Raw genomic sequence first — 18,068 nt, 5'->3', positions numbered from 1 at the left:
AATGGATAATGGAAGACTTCCCCATAAAATATAGCCCTAATATGATATGACCCTTTACAATTTTTTCATTGACACTGCCTTTGATAAAAAGATATATTTATTGATGTTGATAATCATTATCAGATATATAAAACGTTTTATATATCTATTTTTTTACATCCCAACGGATGTAATGGATCAACCAGGATGTTCAGCACTACCAAATACATTTTACGATTCAGGAAGGGGAAACACATGAATACAAAGAGAAAGTTTCCATTAACAGCGTTACTGATATCACTAGTCTTAATCCTGGCATTAGTTGGCTGTGGAAGTAAGACTGCAGAGCCAGCAGCAACTCCTGCTGCAGGTGACACAGCAGCTACCGAAACACCAGCCGCTAAAGATGAGAATGCCGGATATCCAATTACAATTAAACATGCTTTGGGCGAAACGGTTATTGAGAAAAAACCTGAACGTGTAGCTACAGTACAATGGGCGAACCAAGATGTCGTTCTCGCGCTTGGACAAGTTCCTGTAGGTTTCTCGGCAGCTAACTTTGGTGTTCAGGATGACAGCGGACTGCTGCCTTGGACTGCGAAGAAACTCGATGAACTCGGTGTAACCGACCCGAACGTTTTCCAAGATACAGACGGACTTGATTTTGAAGCCATTTCCGATTCCAACCCAGATGTTATTCTTGCAGCATACTCCGGTATCACTCAGGAAGACTACGATCTTCTTAGTGAAATTGCTCCGGTTGTAGCTTACCCAACGGCTCCATGGGCAACGACATGGCGCGAGCAGGTTTCTTTCAATGCGAAGGGTATGGGTATGGAAGCAGAAGGCGAGCAACTGATCAAAGATACGGAGGCTATGGTTAACGAAAAATTAGCTGCATATCCTCAGATCAAAGACAAAAAAGTAGTTTGGGTTAACTTCTCCGCTGAAGATATGTCCAAACTTCATATCTATACACCTGTAGATTCTCGTGTATCTTTCCTGGGTGAGCTGGGATTGGTTATTCCAGAAAGTATCACAAGCCAAATTACAGACCCTAACAGCTACTCCCTGAGCTTAAGTGCAGAGAATGCTGAAGCCCTTAATGATGCTGATATTATTGTTGGATACGGAAATGCTGAGTTGCTGAAAGCCATTCAGGCTGATCCGTTGCTGGGTAAAATCCCTGCGGTAAAACGTGGTTCTGTAGCGTTCATTGAAGCAGATACACCTTTGGTTGCTGCTGGAACGCCAAACCCACTGTCCATTTCCTACACGATCGATGATTATTTGAAATTAATTAGTGGAGCAATCGACAAAATCAATGAATAGTACATCGGTTCCGAATGAAAACCGAATACGTGCACATGTCCCCAAGAACTTCATCTTGGTGTTAGTGATTTGTTTTATCCTGCTCGGTGCAACTATGATTGCCTCACTGGTCTTTGGCTCTAGACCCGTGAGGTTTCATGAGTTAATCGACGGATTATTTCACCCGGAAGTAGACTCTTATGGGGCAAACATCGTGCGCAAACGGATCTCCCGAACAGTCTTCAGCTTGTTATGCGGGGTAGCACTCGGCGTATCAGGAGCACTTATGCAAGCCGTTACCCGGAATCCACTTGCCGACCCAAGTATATTGGGTGTCAATACAGGGGCATCTCTGTTTGTGGTTATGGGTATTGCATTCCTGAACATCAGCAGCGCCAATCAATATATCTGGCTGGCACTGGCCGGAGCTGCAATAACGGCTGTGTTCGTATTCGGAATCGGCTCAATGGGGCGTGGCGGAGCCACGCCCATTAAGCTTGTTTTGGCCGGAGCGGCCATCAGCGCCGCGCTCTCCTCACTCGTCACCGCCATTATGATCCCTCGCTCTTATGTCATGGACCAGTTCAGGTTCTGGCAAGTGGGCAGCGTAGGATCGGCAACCTGGAGTGGAATCAGTACATTCATCCCGTTCCTGCTCATCGGCATACTCATTGCGTTTCTTACAGCTCCGGCTCTGAATGCGCTGGCTTTGGGTGACGATGTTGCAACAGGACTCGGTGTGCGAACAGGGACACTTCGATTCATTGCGGCTCTTGCAGGGGTTCTATTATGCGGAGCAGCTACTGCGCTCGCTGGACCGATTGGTTTCATCGGATTGTTATCTACCCACGTCATACGCCTTATACTGGGTCCCGACTTGCGTTTTGTCATACCCATGTCAGCCGTTGCTGGAGCGATCATTCTAACGATTTCCGATGTCGGTGGCAGACTCATCAGCAACCCCGGAGAGCTTGAAGTCGGTGTCGTCACCGCATTTATAGGTGCTCCAATATTAATCATCCTCGCGATGCGATCGAAAGTGCGTTCACTATGAGAGATCAATCGATTGAATTTATTATGGCGGGCAGACGTCATCGACGTCGCCGCTGGATACTTGTCACCAGTCTCCTTGCCATACTTGCTTGTACTCTTTGCTGCGCCATGCTTTTGCTCGGCAACACAATCTATCCGGTTAAAGATGTCATCAGCTCCCTTTCGGGAGAGAAAATCAAAGGTGTATCTTTTGCCGTAAATACCATACGTCTACCAAGAATGCTTACAGGTCTCTTTGCCGGATTTGCCTTCGGTATTGCAGGTTATACCTTCCAGACCATGTTGCGGAACCCACTGGCGAATCCTAATGTTATCGGGATCACGTCAGGTTCAAGCGCTGCGGCTGTGTTCTGTATCGTCGTGCTTCATGCAAGCGGAGCCATTGTTTCCTTGGCTTCAGTGATTGCAGGACTGGCTACGGTGTTGTTCATCTATGTACTTTCCAGAGGAAAAGTGTTCTCCATCGGAAGGTTAATACTGATCGGAATCGGTATTCAAGCCATGCTTGATGCGGTCATCTCCTATCTCCTACTGGTTAGTTCTGAAAAGGATATCCCTGCCGCAATCCGATGGCTCACAGGTAGTCTGAACGGTTCTCAGATGAGTGCACTACCGCCTCTCGTGATTACCGTGCTAATCTGCTCACCTATCATCATGATGCTCGGCAAACACCTCAGTATATTGGAACTCGGAGAACAATCGGCGTTTTCACTAGGTGTAGACACGGACAAGACCAGAATTGCGCTTATTGTGAGTGCGGTCTGCATGGTTGCCATTGCTACCGCCACTACAGGCCCGATTGCCTTTGTCTCCTTCCTTGCGGGACCTATTGCGAAGAGACTCGTAGGTGTTGGCTCTTCGAACATTCTCCCGGCAGGTCTGGTTGGCGTTAATCTGGTTCTTGCCTCAGATCTCATCGGACAGTTTGCTTTTGAGTACAGATTCCCCGTAGGCGTCATTACCGGATTACTCGGAGCACCGTATCTGATCTTCCTGTTAATCCGAATGAATCGTAAGGGGGAGTTATAATGAAACCGACACATGTATTTGAAGCGAAACAACTCGTTGCCGGATATGAAAATAAAACCATTATCCACGGTGTGGATATCGTTATACCGAGTAATCAAATAAGCGTGATTATTGGCTCTAATGGTTGCGGTAAGTCTACCCTTTTGAAAACGATGGCCAGGCTCATTAAGCCTACCTCCGGCAGCATTACGCTGGACGGCAAAGCCATCAGCAAGATCCCGCCCAAGCAATTGGCTCGCGTGATCGGACTACTCCCGCAGTCTCCTATTGTTCCGGAAGGCATTTCGGTAGCAGATCTGGTCGGCCGTGGAAGATTTCCGCACCAATCCTTGTTCAGTGGCTGGACCAAGAAGGATTACGAGGCTGTGGCCGAAGCCATGACCATTATGAACATTACCGAGTTTGCCAATCACAATATTGATGAGCTTTCAGGCGGACAACGTCAGCGTGTGTGGATTGCCATGGCGCTGGCGCAACAGACGGATATCCTCTTTCTCGATGAGCCGACGACCTTCTTGGATATTACGTATCAAGTCGAGATTCTAGACCTGCTTACCGAGCTGAACCGCAAGCATGGAACGACTATTGTGATGGTACTGCACGATATCAACTTATCGGCACGGTATGCAGATCATATCTTTGCGCTTCACACCGGAAAACTTGTGGCTGAAGGCAAGCCCGCAGAGGTGATAACCGCCCCACAGGTCAAAGACATTTTCGGATTGGAATGTACGGTTATTGAAGACCCCGTTTCGGGATCACCGATGGTGGTGCCTAAAGGGCGATATCATGCGAAATAGACAAATAGCGGCAGTTGCGACTAACTGTCGCTATTTTATTTTGGTCTAATCGGTTTTAGCTAGAAAGCGAATAGTTACCGAGGTCCCCTGACCTTTGGCGCTGTGATATTCGATCGTTCCCTCATACTTTTCCACGATATTGTAACAGATCATCAATCCCAGTCCCGTCCCATTCGTTTTCAATGAATAAAATGGAGTCCCCAGCGACTTTACCTCTTCCTCTGTCATACCACTTCCCTGATCCGTTATTCGCATCTCCACCCACTGCTTCTCTCTCTTCGCTGTTACTTGGACGGTTGTACCCGCCTCCGAAGCTTCGAGTGCATTTTTGATGAGGTTAATCAGCACCTGCTTGAACTCTATGGTGTTAATAAGAATTGTACAACTCTCTTCCGCCTGTACATCCATATGCTTGTCTGACAACATCGCATAGGAGCTGAGCAGACCGGTCACACCCTCAAGAACCTCCTTAACATCCACCTTCTCTGGTCTGAGTTCTCTATTGGGTTTGGCAAGGGTCAGAAATTGAGAAGTCACCTGCTCGACGGTATTCAACTCATCAATCATTAAAGCAAACTTATTTCTGACCGGTTGTTCAAAAGAGGTATCTTCTCGATACAGCTGCAAAAAACCTCGCACAACTGTCACTGGATTACGAATCTCATGTGCAACAGCAGCCGTTAAATGGGCGATCATTTTCAACCGCTCCGATTGCTGCAATTGTTCAAAATACAGTTGTTGCTTCCTCATCCGAGAAAAGGTCAGGTGGAAAATAAGAAATAAAATGATTTGGCTCGCCATAATATTGATAAAATTACCGATCACATCCGTATGTATATATGCATACTCGTTCCCTTGGTTATACAGAAGATTGTAACCAAACGTAATGAGGATCAAAATCCCATTTAGAATCAACGAACAATAGAATAATTTCAGATCATAGAACAGGATCGCGAGGGCTGGAAGAAGACAAATGAGAATATAGGTTGTCCACGACTGGGGATATAGAAAAGCAAGCGTATAGAAGTATGCAAACCCCATTAGAATGATGCTTAATCTAAAGAGAAACGTCTCCACCTTTGGATACAGCAATAGACATACGGCCAGAACAGTTACGCATAGGCAATGGATCACATACCCCACCGTAACCCCGTTCAATTCGGTCGTGGACAGGATTAATCCCGATAACATCAGAGCAATAATCGTAAGCATTGAGATGTAATACGTTTTCCGATTGATCTGACTATGCATTTCTTTCATGAATTCACCACTTTTAAATGGATTTAGATGTAGGCCGCTTTCGGCTTTCTACAATATCATTGTATCTTATTTAACGACCTGCATATATGGGCTCTGATTAAACATCCCTTCAGAAAAGAGGATTACACTAAAAAGCCATACGGATGATAGTCCGTACGGCTGAATTAACGGTTTGTTTTAATTATACATAACACATGCGTGAATGATAAATGACGATACGAAGGTTACTTCCAGAGCTCTTCAGCAATTTCCTTAATAAAGGCTAGCTTGCGCCATTGCTGTTCCTCGGTCAGATGGTTGCCTTCTTCCGTGGAAGCGAAGCCGCATTGCGGGCTCAGGCAGATTCGATCCAGATCAACATATTGTTTAGCTTCTTCAATCCGTTTCAGAATATCTTCCTTGTTCTCCAGCTCTCCAAATTTGGAAGAGAAGAGGCCCAGCACGACCTGCTGATTGTCCTTCAGGAAACGAAGTGGCTTGAAGTCACCAGCCCGTTCTGTATCGAACTCCAGGTAAAAGCCAGAGTAGTTATCGATGCTCAGAAGTGTCTGCGCAATCGGCTCGTAACCGCCACCGACTCCTGCAAATGTTGAAACATAATTACCGCGGCAGACATGAGTGGTTACCACGAGGTCTTCCGGCAGGCCGGATACCACTTCTTCGTTTAGTTTCGCAAGTTCGTTTGCATACTCTTCCACATTAACACCAATCTGCTCCATCACTGCGATGAACTGTTGGTCACACAGTGCACCCCACGTGCAATCATCAATCTGAATGCTGCGGCAGCCGGCTTCATAGAAAGTCAGGATGGATGCTTTGTACGCCCCAGCAATGTCCGAGAGAAGCTCTTGGCGGTTCGGATAGATGGCCTGTGTGCTTTCCTTGTTATCTGCCCGGTCCAATTCAAATAGGAACTGTGCAGCTGCTGGAATAGATTGACGGGCAACGACGTCTTCCCCAACCGCTTCTTTCAAGAAGGCATAATGCGCTACAAATGGATGACTGCTATAGCTGATTTTACCGGTCAGGCGAGCTGTTTCCGGTCTGGACGTCGCACCGTTGAATCGGTAGCCTTCCTCGATGATCGTCCGCTCTACACCATCCAGTCCCCAGAAGAAGTCCAGATGCCACCAAGAGCGGCGGAATTCGCCGTCGGTTACCGCTTGAAGGCCAACTTCTTTTTGTTTTTGTACGAGTTTCACAATCTCGGCGTTCTCGACTTCATTCAACTGTTCCGTGGTGATTTCGCCGTTCTGGTATTTTAATCTGGCATCTTTCAACGCACTCGGGCGCAGGAAACTACCAACAATATCATATCGAAATGGAGTGACGGTTCGCTGTTTAGGTTCTGTTTGTATGCTCATAGTTTAATCTCCCCGTATATCATTATTTGATTAAATATAACATATCCGATCGGAATAACTGTTCTACGAAAGAGTTATAGCCCGTTATAGTTATTAGCTATAACAGGCTATATTTAAGGAGAGTCATATAATAATCAAGTATTCATTCTAATCTTACCTGGCCTGATGCTCAGAACTGAACCTCAACACTATGATCTTACGTCAACGTAAGAACGATCTGATCACCGGAACGGGTGATTTTGTAGATACCCTCCTGCATGTCGATGCCATAATGCTTTTTCAGCAACCACTTGGCATTTAGATCCGTCTCGACAACCACCAGATAATCGTAGCCGCTCAACAGGTTGTCCATATTGTCCTCATAGAACAACACGATCCCGTCCACATGTGGAGCATACAAGAAATACTTCCCTACATATTGCATGTAATAGTTCGTGACCTGCTGGTCCCTGTCTGAAGCGTAGAAGAGATATCTGTTATTATCCTCCTGCCCACCTGAGTACCACCGATCACCAGTAACCGCATGAATCTTGTAAGGGAGAGTTGTATCATAGCTTTGGGCGATAGAGACGATCCCATTGTATTCGGACAAAAGAATGGTGGCGGCTACCGCCATACAACCAATAATTCCTTTTTGATAATGCCCCTTCGTCTCAACCGTCTTAAAGGATTGATAATCAGGCACTTCACCAATCCGATAGTGGAATGAACGCTCCAGGTCGATCGCAGCGCACAACACTAGCCCACCGGCGAACAGCACCACGATACTCGATGCATAACGCTCAAAGCCAGCCAGGACAATCGCTTCATCCAATGGCATGGAGAAGAGGTACAACGCCAGAATGCCTGTATAGTACAGTAACAGAACAACGTCCAGCGCAATTAGTGCTTTCCATAAGTTCCACTTCTTCTTAAGCACCACGATGGCAAATACAGAAGCTGCGATCGCGATAAGTTGGAAAATAACAATCCCGATCACGGGTCGGGTCGTCAGATCCGTACTGGCCTTCAGGAAAGTCCACAGAATCTCCTGCATCTGCTCCGGCGTTTTGCCGGCCTGAATCCCCGAAGTAGCGACATCGAACTTGTTATCGATGCCTTGGAACACCGTTGCCATTCTCCAGCTCCAGCCGAAGTAGGGAATAAGTGCACCACAGATCGTGCCCACTACAGCGATTGCTGTTTTCCAACTGAACTTTTGCTTATGCTTTAGCCATGTATACACCAGAAAGATCAGGCCGATGGCGGCGAAAATAATACCCGTACTTTTGATGATGGTCAGCAATCCCGCAAGCGGAAGAACGACAATACATGCCTTTTTGATCTCATTCCGATATTGGTAGATCACCGCCAGGATCGCGAGCGCGTAAATCGGAAGCAAGAAGTCTACAAGCAGATTGGTGATCCGAATCGTAAGATTGAAAAATGAAAGTGTAGATAACCCAAGTCCGAGAAAAGCGTACAAAAGAAAACGTTTCTTCTCCGAAACGATGCCGAACATGGCATAAAAACAGGAGAAGATAAGCAGACCTTGTGCCAAGAGCATCACGGACTGGGAGTGCCCCATGAAGCGACAGACATAATAAATAAATGACGAAGTCCCCAGCGGATAGTTTTTAAAATCAATCAGGCTGGAGTCTGGCGTCGGAAAGGCATCTGTACTCAGCATCTGCTTCAATACGATAGCCCAGTGGGAGAAATTATCGTAGTGCGTTAATTGGTTCTGAAAGAGTACCAGCAAGAAAACGAAAGTCCCTGCCAGGAATGAAAATTGGAATATGGAAAAGGACATACGCAATGATGCCCCTTGGCGCAGTCTGAGAAACAACCTCCGCCCATACAAAAGCAAACCTGCAATCAGAATGACAAGGCTGCCCGTAAAGAGCTGCCCTGCCAAACCACTCAGAAAAACAAGGCAGGCAATCGAGGAAAACACGAATACAGGGATGAACTCCCAACGAAGTGAGAGTGCCTTCCGTACAAACTGCATATAACCAAGAAAGGAGAATATCAATAAAACTCCCATCACAAAATGAAGCACAATGAGCATCTTTATCTCTCCTAACCCTCTCTGGTGGCACGATCGGAATGTGGCTGTATCAAATCAGTCAGCAATTGGTCAATCAGGCCCTTCTCCACAATATTGTCGATATTCTCCACCGAGAGAAGCACCTCGCGCTCACGGGCTGTCGTTTTTCCCGTATGTTTCAAAATGACTTCAATATCACTCTTCGTATAAAAAGTAACGACCGCTCCTGCCGCAATGTCACCATGGAAACCCGTCGCGGAAAAGAAACGATAATTAAAGCTGCGCAGCGTACAGCCAGCATCATTGGTGAAATGAACTGGAAGCTGAAGAGAAAGTCGCGGCATTTTCCGCTGATCCGATCGGGGTTGAACAATACGTTTTTTCACATTGCGAAGCATATCGTCATAAGCCGTGTCCCATAGGTTCATCTGCTCTGGCAACGAGTGTTTACGGTCATAGATGATTTGCATATATTGGCGGTTATCATTTTCATCAATCGGCTGAACCGTTGCGGAGTAACGCCAGCCCTCTCCATCCTGTTTCACATAAACGATGACTGCATCGAGGTTGGCCTCATACCGATCGGTTTTGACGATCAGAGAGATGATTTTCTGTTCAGCCAAGTAAATAGGATAAGGCACATAGAAGGCAATACCTTGTTCGGATACATCAACCGTTTTGGCCTGATATCGCAGATTGTTAGCTTGGTCGTAAATCGTAACATCCTCCTGTGCCCGAATCCGTTCTGTCTCCCGATACGCACGTCTGCCGACCATGAAGAACAGGGCGTAACATAGCGCAATCATGTTATGAATGAGCCAGAAAATAATGATACTGCTGAAGAACAGTGCGATGCCATACTTTCCATTGACATACCGAATCACAGCTGCAATGGAAAGCAACAGCAGGAAGATATGCGGAAGTGCATATAACAGCGCAGACATCCACTGCCGACCATTGGCTCTGCTTTTGTTGGTAACCTTGAATTTTTTCTCACGAATGCCCAGCGTCTCCAGGAGAACCGGCCAGATCAGATAAGGCATAAATATCGTATCGATAACCTGACTCCATCGCTGATTCCGAATATTACTGGACAGATATCGCATGGATACACTGTAGAAGAAATAGGATGGAAGCCAGAAGATTAAGATTTGCCAGAAGGTTGTGTTCACAATCTGGAAGTCGAATAACGCAAACAAAATAGGCGCCAAAATGAAAATCAAACGGTTAAAGAAGGACCACCAGTATAAGAAACTGCTTAAGTAGGTCACTCTCGTCCAGAAAGGGAGCTTTCCAGATATGGGTGCACGCGTATTCTGCAGGCTCTGAATAATCCCCCTTGCCCAACGAATCCGCTGCTTAATCATGCTTTTGACTGTTGTTGTCGTCTGTCCGGCAGCTTGAACCTCTTGAGTCGCATAGGTAATATAACCTTCCTGCTGCAAGCGGATGCTTGTCTCAAAGTCCTCGGTGATCGTATTCAGCGGAAAACCTCCGATGTCTTCCATGCCTTGCCGGGAAATGATCGTATTGCTTCCTGTGTAGGCTACCGCATTGGAGGCGTTACGCAGGATGTTCACTTCTCTGGAGAAGAAATCCTGTTCATTCGGAATGCCTTGCTCTGCATACAGGTTAAACTGGAAGAGATCTGGATTGTAGAAGCTCTGCGGAGTCTGTACCAGACCAAGCTTGAACTTAGGATCCATTTCATCCTGCCTACGAGGACGCCATTCCTCATTCTCCTTAATGAACGTAGAGAGCATGAAATAGGGGACCGTTTTCATCAGGAAGGTATGCTGTGGGATCATATCTGCATCAAACGTTGCAATGAGCGGAGAAGAGCTTTTGCTCAGTGCATTGTTCAGATTACCAGACTTGGCATCCTTATTTCCGGGGAACCCCAGATATCCGACACCAAATTGTCTGGCAAGCTCCTCCACCTCAGGTCTTGCTCCATCATCACAGATATAGATATGAACCTTCTGCTTGTCCGGATAATCCATGAACGTACAAGCATTAACGGTTTTATATAACAGGTCAACGGGCTCATTATGGGTAGCGATAAATACATCCACATCCGGATAATACTCCGGCGGAACGGTTGGAAAGTCGAGCTGTGTACGTTCTTTTTGCATCTTTTGAAAGAATAATTCAAAGGTTGTCAGTACGGTGACCGTTTCAGCTACAATCAGAAGCATACCGAAAATGACGTTTAGAACGCCTTCACCCCATGGCAACGTAAAGAACGTACGCCATACCAAATAAATCGACATCAGAATCATCGTGATGATAAAAAAGATATTCTGTCTTTTTTCGTTTTGCACTACAGCTGCTTCCTCCTTGCTGCAAATACCCATCTTCGCTGCAATTGGAAACTGAGCAGGAACAGCAAGGCATCACAGACGAATTTCGCCAATTTCTCATCTACGAAGAGAACGGTATGGAATATATATACGCCGGTACTGGAAAGCAAGATCACCACTCCGCATAACGTCAGATAGCGCCATAGACTTCCCTGGCTATCCTCCTTGCGGAATACAAAGTGTCTGTTCAGTACATAGTTGACTACAATGGAGATAATTCTCGCAATCACGGTTGCCAGCAGAATTCTTAAATAGTGCTGTTCACCCAACACGGGCCGTAACGCGTCAATCAAAAACCATGCGATACCCAAATCGACAACCGAACTAGCCACCGACGATGAAATGAACCGCAGAAAGTTGGAGAACAACACACCCATGACCCGAGCGCTATCCTGGATCGCTTTAAAATGAGTTCCCGCATTACCATTTTCATAAATGACTTGGATTGGCATGGTATGGATCGGTATCCCGGATTGAATACAGGAAATGAGCATCTGCAACTCATATTCAAATCGAGTTCCGCGAACATCCCGCATAAACGCAAGTAGCCCGGGACCGAAAGCACGAAGCCCGGTCTGGGTATCCGATAGTTTCTTTCCATATAACATGGCAAAAATAAAAGAGGTCATCCGATTGCCTAACAGGGACTTTGGCGGTATGTTCCCCTCGCTGAAATTCCTTACGCCGAGCACCAAAGAGTCTGGATGAAGCCTTGCTTCCTGGGCAATCCGATATACATCTTCCGCTGCGTGCTGACCATCTGAATCAGCGGTTACGACAAAGGAAGATACATCAAATTCCTGCGCAATATACTGAAATCCCGTCTTGAGTGCTGCACCCTTCCCCTGATTTTCCTTATGCGTCAGCAGAGCACATCCATTCTCACGAAGCTCCTCAAAAATCGACTGGTAGGCCTCACCAGATCCGTCGTCCACAATAACAATATTCGTCAAGCCATACTCTCGCAATTGCCGTACATAGGCTGGAAGTCTCTCATCCGGTTCAAGCGATGGAATGAGGATGATCGTTTCGCCGTTTTGTTTACCCTTAATCATCCTAATGAGCCTCAATTCGACATATTTTCACAAATTCTTTTGGAATATTGTGAGTATAACATCGAAAGGGGGGGCAGTAAACGAGCAAATTTGTAACCTACTGGTAAAAAAGTTGTATCATTATATGTACTCCTATATAGGTGAAAAATACTAGTCAAACGTTAGTCTAGCACTACTCAAATAACTTCACATTCGGCTCTCGTTTCAGTACATGTACTAGCATGTCATGCAGTTGGCTACAGTGATGATAGAAGTGCGCCTGTGTGTCGAGAAGCCTCTCGACGCGTGTAATGAACACCTCCCCAGTATGCATTCGTTTCTCGTCATAGTTCATCATCCGTCTCCATCGACCGATTGGACATGCTTCGACTTACAAATCTAGACGAATGGTCGCTTATGTGGATCACGAATTTGAATTAGAATTACTGTAGACGATTGAAAAAGGCTGTGATTCCAATGTTATTCGAAAGAGACAAATGGTTGCAGTATGGCATCCTGCACGATGAGCCCTCTCTCGTGCCACGGTTGCCAGAAACACAGTTGCTTGAGAAGGATACGTTAATGAAGATGCTTCTTCAATATCCCAGCGTTGTACTGAAACCTCGCAATGGCAGTTACGGAAGGGATATCCTGTTCATCAAACGAAGCAGTGCAAATGCTTATCGTATTCAAAATGAAAATAACACAATTACCATGAGAGACACCGAGCAGTTACTCGAATGGTTCGAAGAAACAATTAAAAGTGATGAATATATTATCCAAAAGCGTCTGCATCTTGCTCAAATTAAACACAGGCCGTTCGACATTCGGATCATGGTTCAGCGCAAAAAGGGCTCCTCCTCCATTTGGAACGTCACAGGTTCCTATGCTAAAGTCGCAGCACAAGGATACCAAGTCACCAATGTGAATAACCGCCCCCTTCCAGTGCTTAAAGCACTGAGACTAGCTCGTATTGGAGATCGGCGCTTACTTATCAGAGCGGAACAGGTTGCACGATTAGCTGCCAAACGATTGGGAGAGCATTACCCCATGCTTAGACAAGTCGGGTTCGATATAGCTGTCGACAAGAAACGGCGAATCTGGATTATCGAAGGAAATTATCAACCGGATTTGCGCCCTTTCCGGCTTATGAAAGACTCCTCGATGCACCGCAAAATATTATGGTACAAGGAACATTAAAGCGAAAAATGACGACCTGCCTTCTATCCTTGGCAAGTCGTCTCTTCATTTTTGATAGCTAATCTCGAGCTTGGCCCGCTTCGGTTATTTCCGGCAGTTTCTAGTCGCGCTTGTAACGCGTGTCACTCGGAACTGATTTACCCCTACCTGTATAATGGCGAACTGGCTGTACGAAGTACCAGATGACGTATACGGTTCCGCTTCAATATTACCACTCGGCGTTCTAACTGTTGCGGTGATTCTGGTTACCAGGCAGACTCCACGGCCAGAAGATCTCCAAGTCTCGTCACGCTGAACACTATATCTATCGTTGCTACAAAAGATGGATGCATACTCCACTACTCCACTCGCATTAAACGAAGTAGAGTTATAGATCTGAACAGGGTCATAACCACCTCTAGGTGCTCCAGGTCTTCTATTTCCCATTCTCAAAACCTCCTTATTATTGATAGTCTATTAAATGCAAATTAATCGTTTTGGTAAGGTATAAATGTGGACAAGAAGAAAAAAGTACGTTTGTCCGGTGGTCGAGGGAATAGGGAAGCTTAAGTTGGTCATACCGCAAACACGAAAAAAACCACCCTTTAATGTAAAAGGTGGCTCGGGAATGAATCTAATTTTTCTACCATCATCTGTGTATCTACAAGACTTGTCGAGATTAAGTTGTATGTACGCCTTGCGAGCATCGCAGTAACGCTCCTGATGCCCCTATTCTGCCGACTCCGCCAACCATGCTTGCATAGCCGGAGTTTCCGCCCGATTCAAACGTAAGGCAATTTCAGTATTGTTCTCATCTGGTGGCATGATTTCAACAAGCACACATACGGATTCTCGCATTTGGTTTAAGGCAAATATGCCTTCATCATCGAGCATTTTCATCGCCAGCTCCATAGCTTTCAACCTCACATCCAACTCGCGATTCCAATCATCAATCTCCAAATCCGCAATGAAAGGACGCTCGTTAAACTGTTGTTTGACACCGTCAAAGTTATCATCCCCAAAACAACAATAGGGCGAATCCGCATACGACCATTTGATGAGTTCCGCAATCGTTGATACCGGCGTGTCACTTTCCTCTGCTTGCCTAGCCGACTCCAACGCTAAAGCTTCCCACGACCAAGCAGAGATGCTTGGCGCATGTCCCTCGCCAGTAGTGTATAGCGTACAATAATAGTAACGTTCACCATTTTCAAAAAGAGTGCAAAAAGACATTCTGGCAGCAGCGGCAATCTCTATGGCCAGTGTCTCTATTTCTTGCATTGGCTTCATGATTAGAGTTCTCCTTTCCATTTGTCGATCATCTGCCACTTCTATATGAATTGGCTATTTGGACTAGATACCAGACACCCGCACCCACCAGGGCAGCGAACACCAGATTGATAAAACCGAACACGATGAGTGACTTGACCCGGCTTGGACCGATCCAGAAGGCGGTAACGAACTGGAAGACAGCAGGTAGCAGAAACGCCAGCCATGAGATGCTTATAAGCTTTTCTGTTCTGAAGCTCCACCATACTGCGGAACATGAAGCAGCGAATAGTACCCAGGTACAGATAATCTTTAGGGCGAACATCATTTCGGTACCCTCCTATTTACCACGAACCACAAGTCCATATTTACTGAATATCCACGATTGGCTCAAGTCGTGCATTGCATCATGGCTTATACGCACAGAGGGCTTCTGTTCCTTCATCGCATCAGCATCAAGGGCTGAGAAGCGGAGGGGTTTGGTCATTTTTTTGATAGAGTCTCTTATCTCATCGAAAAACGCATAGGTCAGCGGCTTATGGTCCCGGATATCCTCATACATATAGTACTTTCCTTTTTCGTCTTCCAAATTAACTTGAAAGCCTTTCGGAAATGAAAGCAGGATACACGGCAATTCATCTTCTGCCCATTGTCCGTGATATGGAAAAGAAACAGCTTCATTTCTCACAAAAAATCCTGAACTTTCTTGATCTGACGAAACTATTATCGAGTAAACAAAGAAGGGGTGAACGTCATTTCTCTTTTCTGCAGCCACAAAATACTGATAAAACGTCTGATATGCCTCGTACACTTGTTTATAATCATGCTCTGTGCGGGCAGCATTCGTACGAAAGAATTGCACTTGCCTCTGCTCCAAAAGCAGTAGAAGGCTTTTAACTCTTCAGGAGTTATGAAGAATTTCAGTTTATAGAATCCGCTGTTCTTTAATTTGTCCATTTCTTTTCGCTCACCACACCTCATAGATTTCTGAGACTCATCATGATCTTAGAGATTCTTCGTGCAATAATATCCGTTCTATATATGTATCTTATTTCCATTATAGTGTCTACATTCGCTGAGTCTACCTACTTTACACCTGAATTTCGATAATGAAAAAAACACATCCTAATTGGGATATGGCATTCTCCTAGATTAAGAAGCACGCTCACTCACCCAATAGGATGTGTTTTACTGTTTAATATAAGGTTTGAATAATTCCTATATTATGAAGCTTTTGCTGCAACAGCTTTCTCAATTAATGCTTTGGCATCGTTATTAGAAAGACCTTGTTTAGGTTGGAGCGATTTTTTATCTGTTCCACCAAGAATACCTTTGTCAATCAGTTTTGCCATAGGCTTAATCGCATACTTAGACACCGTTTTGCCATCCTCGAAACCAGCAATGATCGTAGCAGCATCTTTATCAGAAGCTTGATCGTTTACCAATTTAGCAAGAATGGTCGCAGCTTCTTCAAGTGTGATATCCCGTTCAGGATAGAAGTTTCCACCGTAACCTTGAATGAATCCAGCATGCGTTGCTTCAGCAATCGCATCTGCATATGCAGCATTAGCGGCAACATCCTTGAATGCAGGCGCTGTAGCGACTTCGTTTAGTTTCAACATGTCGACCAGCGCACTTACAAATTCAGCACGAGAAATGACTTCTGTCGTTACTGGTGTTTCCGTTTGCTCAGTAGATGCAGCCACATTTGTGATACGTCCTTCATTTGTAGCTTCGATGCTACCACCTTTATATGTTTCGACAATGTACTCATAGAATACATCCAGATCGATAGGACCTGCCAAGGATGATTTGGCATCCAGCAGCACTTTGTAGCTGTCTCCACCTGCGGCCATGAAATTGTTAACTACAGCCGTATATGTTTTTGCAGATTCCAATGGTGTTCCATCTTCCAGACTAAGACCGGTAATACGCTCTGCAACTGGCTTGTTAAAATCTGCAGCATATTTCAAACCAGCAATTTGCAGAGTTTTGGTGTTGGGCGTACCATCAGCATTAGTTCCCCATTGCTGCTGCAACAAGGTTTTAACCTGTTCACCAGTCAGCTCCAGTTTCACTAATGTATTGCCGAAAGGTTGAATTTTCGCAAGATCAGCAAAGGTCACATCGCCTTGTGGCAGATCTGCACGAATACCACCTGGATTCATAAATGCAAAGTCAGCAGCGCTTGCTTTATCCCCAAAGTCTGCTTGGCGCATTGCATCTGCAATCAGGTTACCTAGAGGGGCTTCGTTATTATAAGCATCTGTACGAGTAACAGAACCATCCGTTGTACCTACTGGCTTCGTCAGCTCAGGATGCTTGTCCAATGATTTTTTAATAATAGCCAACGTCTCAGGGTCTTCTTTTACACCTTCTTGGAAAGTCGTTGTAATCGTAGCTGATTTTTCAGTTACATCCCCGGTAGCAGGGTCAATCATCAGCTTGATATCTTCAAATGCAGTACCATAGGAATAAGCTTGCACGATCAACTTTCCATTCACTTCACCGTTAGCCAAAGCATGATTGTCACCTGCAACGATAACGTCAACAGGTGAATCCGCCGGTAGAGCTTTTGCCAAGTCAGCCGCTTCTCCAGTAGTTACGCCTTCTTTGGTAGTTGCCGGATCATGCGCCAACACAATGATCGTTTCTACACCCTTATCTTGCAACTCTTTTGCATATTTATTAACAGCTTCAACTTCTTCTTCTACGCTTAAGAAACGCACACCAGCGGTACCCGATGGCGATACTTTAGCAGGGGTAGACTTCGTCACTAGTCCGATAAATCCGATTTTGACTCCACCCACTTCTTTGATCACATAAGGCTGAATCAATGTTTTGCCAGTGGCAGTTTCAATGACGTTTGCATTGACGTAATCAAATTTCGCACCAGCATGTGTTACCTTACCTTCTTTTGGATCAAGGCCACCAAAGATCTGTGCCTTCAAAGCAGCGACACCTTGGTCGAATTCATGATTACCCAAGGAGCCTACATCAAATCCCATCATATTCATCCATTCCATGGTAGGCTCGTCACGATCAAGTGATGAGACTGGAGCAGATGCACCAACAGAGTCTCCATTATGGAAGAGTAGGGAGTGTTCATATTTGGCTTGAGCTTCTTTTAGATAGGTTGCTAGAATTGGAGCCGTTCCTGCCTTCTTATCACCCACGATTGATGTGGTATCCAACTGACCGTGAAAATCATTGATTCCAATCAAGTGTACTTCTACATCGTTACCTGCGGCAGAGACAGAACCTGCTGCGCCAAATAGTTGCGTGAGTAATAGTGCAGTAGTTGCGATACGTATCGTGCTTTTGCCCAGAACTTTTTTCCAAGACATGAAATACAAAACCCCTCTCCAATTTTAGATCCTGAGATATTTTACCATAGT

General features: G+C 45.5%; 15 protein-coding genes. 5 read left to right on the top strand and 10 right to left on the bottom strand.

Going from position 1 to position 18,068, the window contains the following annotated elements:
* The first annotated feature begins 234 nt into the window (after nt 1-234).
* Genes PAHA3_RS20565 through PAHA3_RS20550 form a run of 4 tightly spaced genes read left to right on the top strand, consistent with a single transcriptional unit; the run spans nt 235 to nt 4,172 of the window.
* The gene (locus tag PAHA3_RS20565) at nt 235-1,311 is read left to right on the top strand and encodes an iron-siderophore ABC transporter substrate-binding protein (RefSeq protein WP_062836572.1); all 1,077 of its coding nucleotides are present in this window, start codon (nt 235-237) and stop codon (nt 1,309-1,311) included.
* Nucleotides 1,304-2,344, top strand: a complete 1,041-nt coding sequence (locus PAHA3_RS20560) for a FecCD family ABC transporter permease (protein WP_062836571.1) — start codon at nt 1,304-1,306, stop codon at nt 2,342-2,344. The genes PAHA3_RS20565 and PAHA3_RS20560 overlap by 8 nt, the downstream gene beginning before the upstream one ends.
* The gene (locus PAHA3_RS20555; RefSeq protein ID WP_062836570.1) at nt 2,341-3,372 is read left to right on the top strand and encodes a FecCD family ABC transporter permease; all 1,032 of its coding nucleotides are present in this window, start codon (nt 2,341-2,343) and stop codon (nt 3,370-3,372) included. Before PAHA3_RS20560 ends, PAHA3_RS20555 begins: the two co-directional genes overlap by 4 nt.
* Nucleotides 3,372-4,172, top strand: coding sequence for an ABC transporter ATP-binding protein (locus PAHA3_RS20550; protein ID WP_062836569.1), 801 nt, complete (start codon nt 3,372-3,374; stop codon nt 4,170-4,172). The genes PAHA3_RS20555 and PAHA3_RS20550 overlap by 1 nt, the downstream gene beginning before the upstream one ends.
* A gap of 45 nt (nt 4,173-4,217) precedes the next feature.
* Here PAHA3_RS20550 and PAHA3_RS20545 read toward each other — a convergent pair whose 3' ends face one another.
* From PAHA3_RS20545 to PAHA3_RS20525, 5 genes are all read right to left on the bottom strand, one after another.
* Nucleotides 4,218-5,432, bottom strand: coding sequence for a sensor histidine kinase (locus PAHA3_RS20545; protein WP_062836568.1), 1,215 nt, complete (start codon nt 5,430-5,432; stop codon nt 4,218-4,220).
* 224 nt (nt 5,433-5,656) lie between these two features.
* Nucleotides 5,657-6,796 carry a 5-methyltetrahydropteroyltriglutamate--homocysteine S-methyltransferase gene (locus PAHA3_RS20540; RefSeq protein ID WP_062836567.1) on the bottom strand — a complete coding sequence of 380 codons (1,140 nt, stop codon included), beginning with the start codon at nt 6,794-6,796 and terminating at the stop codon, nt 5,657-5,659.
* A gap of 196 nt (nt 6,797-6,992) precedes the next feature.
* Nucleotides 6,993-8,846: a hypothetical protein gene (locus tag PAHA3_RS20535; protein WP_062836566.1), complete on the bottom strand. Its 1,854-nt coding sequence runs from the start codon at nt 8,844-8,846 to the stop codon at nt 6,993-6,995.
* 11 nt (nt 8,847-8,857) lie between these two features.
* The gene (locus PAHA3_RS20530) at nt 8,858-11,149 is read right to left on the bottom strand and encodes a glycosyltransferase family 2 protein (protein WP_062836565.1); all 2,292 of its coding nucleotides are present in this window, start codon (nt 11,147-11,149) and stop codon (nt 8,858-8,860) included.
* The gene (locus PAHA3_RS20525; protein ID WP_062836564.1) at nt 11,149-12,243 is read right to left on the bottom strand and encodes a bifunctional glycosyltransferase family 2/GtrA family protein; all 1,095 of its coding nucleotides are present in this window, start codon (nt 12,241-12,243) and stop codon (nt 11,149-11,151) included. The genes PAHA3_RS20530 and PAHA3_RS20525 overlap by 1 nt, the downstream gene beginning before the upstream one ends.
* Nucleotides 12,244-12,699: 456 nt before the next feature.
* Between PAHA3_RS20525 and PAHA3_RS20520 the strand changes: the two genes are divergently transcribed.
* Nucleotides 12,700-13,422 (top strand): YheC/YheD family protein, encoded by a 723-nt coding sequence (locus tag PAHA3_RS20520; protein WP_062836563.1) that lies wholly within the window; start codon nt 12,700-12,702, stop codon nt 13,420-13,422.
* 84 nt (nt 13,423-13,506) lie between these two features.
* Here PAHA3_RS20520 and PAHA3_RS30235 read toward each other — a convergent pair whose 3' ends face one another.
* The 5 genes from PAHA3_RS30235 to PAHA3_RS20500 form a co-directional block, all read right to left on the bottom strand.
* Complete coding sequence (locus PAHA3_RS30235; protein WP_153028269.1) at nt 13,507-13,848, bottom strand: hypothetical protein; 342 nt, start codon at nt 13,846-13,848, stop codon at nt 13,507-13,509.
* A 282-nt stretch (nt 13,849-14,130) separates the two neighbouring features.
* Nucleotides 14,131-14,691 (bottom strand): DUF4303 domain-containing protein, encoded by a 561-nt coding sequence (locus PAHA3_RS20515; protein WP_062836562.1) that lies wholly within the window; start codon nt 14,689-14,691, stop codon nt 14,131-14,133.
* A 28-nt stretch (nt 14,692-14,719) separates the two neighbouring features.
* Nucleotides 14,720-14,998: a hypothetical protein gene (locus PAHA3_RS20510; RefSeq protein WP_062836561.1), complete on the bottom strand. Its 279-nt coding sequence runs from the start codon at nt 14,996-14,998 to the stop codon at nt 14,720-14,722.
* A 12-nt stretch (nt 14,999-15,010) separates the two neighbouring features.
* Nucleotides 15,011-15,532, bottom strand: coding sequence for a hypothetical protein (locus PAHA3_RS20505; protein WP_201028103.1), 522 nt, complete (start codon nt 15,530-15,532; stop codon nt 15,011-15,013).
* 361 nt (nt 15,533-15,893) lie between these two features.
* The gene (locus PAHA3_RS20500) at nt 15,894-18,017 is read right to left on the bottom strand and encodes a bifunctional metallophosphatase/5'-nucleotidase (protein ID WP_062836560.1); all 2,124 of its coding nucleotides are present in this window, start codon (nt 18,015-18,017) and stop codon (nt 15,894-15,896) included.
* Between the last annotated feature and the right edge of the window lie 51 nt (nt 18,018-18,068).

The sequence above is a fragment of the Paenibacillus amylolyticus genome, assembly GCF_001570725.1.
GTDB classification, from domain to species: domain Bacteria; phylum Bacillota; class Bacilli; order Paenibacillales; family Paenibacillaceae; genus Paenibacillus; species Paenibacillus amylolyticus_A.
Note: the sequence above shows the minus strand (reverse complement) of the source record. Positions and strands in the feature narration are given on the sequence as shown.

Coding starts and splice junctions, on each gene's coding strand:
- PAHA3_RS20555 (WP_062836570.1), top strand. CDS start 2,341: ATGAGAGATCAATCGATTGAATTTATTATGGCGGGCAGACGTCATCGA.
- PAHA3_RS20540 (WP_062836567.1), bottom strand. CDS start 6,796: ATGAGCATACAAACAGAACCTAAACAGCGAACCGTCACTCCATTTCGA.
- PAHA3_RS20565 (WP_062836572.1), top strand. CDS start 235: ATGAATACAAAGAGAAAGTTTCCATTAACAGCGTTACTGATATCACTA.
- PAHA3_RS20550 (WP_062836569.1), top strand. CDS start 3,372: ATGAAACCGACACATGTATTTGAAGCGAAACAACTCGTTGCCGGATAT.
- PAHA3_RS20545 (WP_062836568.1), bottom strand. CDS start 5,432: ATGAAAGAAATGCATAGTCAGATCAATCGGAAAACGTATTACATCTCA.
- PAHA3_RS20515 (WP_062836562.1), bottom strand. CDS start 14,691: ATGAAGCCAATGCAAGAAATAGAGACACTGGCCATAGAGATTGCCGCT.
- PAHA3_RS20560 (WP_062836571.1), top strand. CDS start 1,304: ATGAATAGTACATCGGTTCCGAATGAAAACCGAATACGTGCACATGTC.
- PAHA3_RS20520 (WP_062836563.1), top strand. CDS start 12,700: ATGTTATTCGAAAGAGACAAATGGTTGCAGTATGGCATCCTGCACGAT.
- PAHA3_RS20525 (WP_062836564.1), bottom strand. CDS start 12,243: ATGATTAAGGGTAAACAAAACGGCGAAACGATCATCCTCATTCCATCG.
- PAHA3_RS20535 (WP_062836566.1), bottom strand. CDS start 8,846: ATGCTCATTGTGCTTCATTTTGTGATGGGAGTTTTATTGATATTCTCC.
- PAHA3_RS20500 (WP_062836560.1), bottom strand. CDS start 18,017: ATGTCTTGGAAAAAAGTTCTGGGCAAAAGCACGATACGTATCGCAACT.
- PAHA3_RS30235 (WP_153028269.1), bottom strand. CDS start 13,848: ATGGGAAATAGAAGACCTGGAGCACCTAGAGGTGGTTATGACCCTGTT.
- PAHA3_RS20510 (WP_062836561.1), bottom strand. CDS start 14,998: ATGATGTTCGCCCTAAAGATTATCTGTACCTGGGTACTATTCGCTGCT.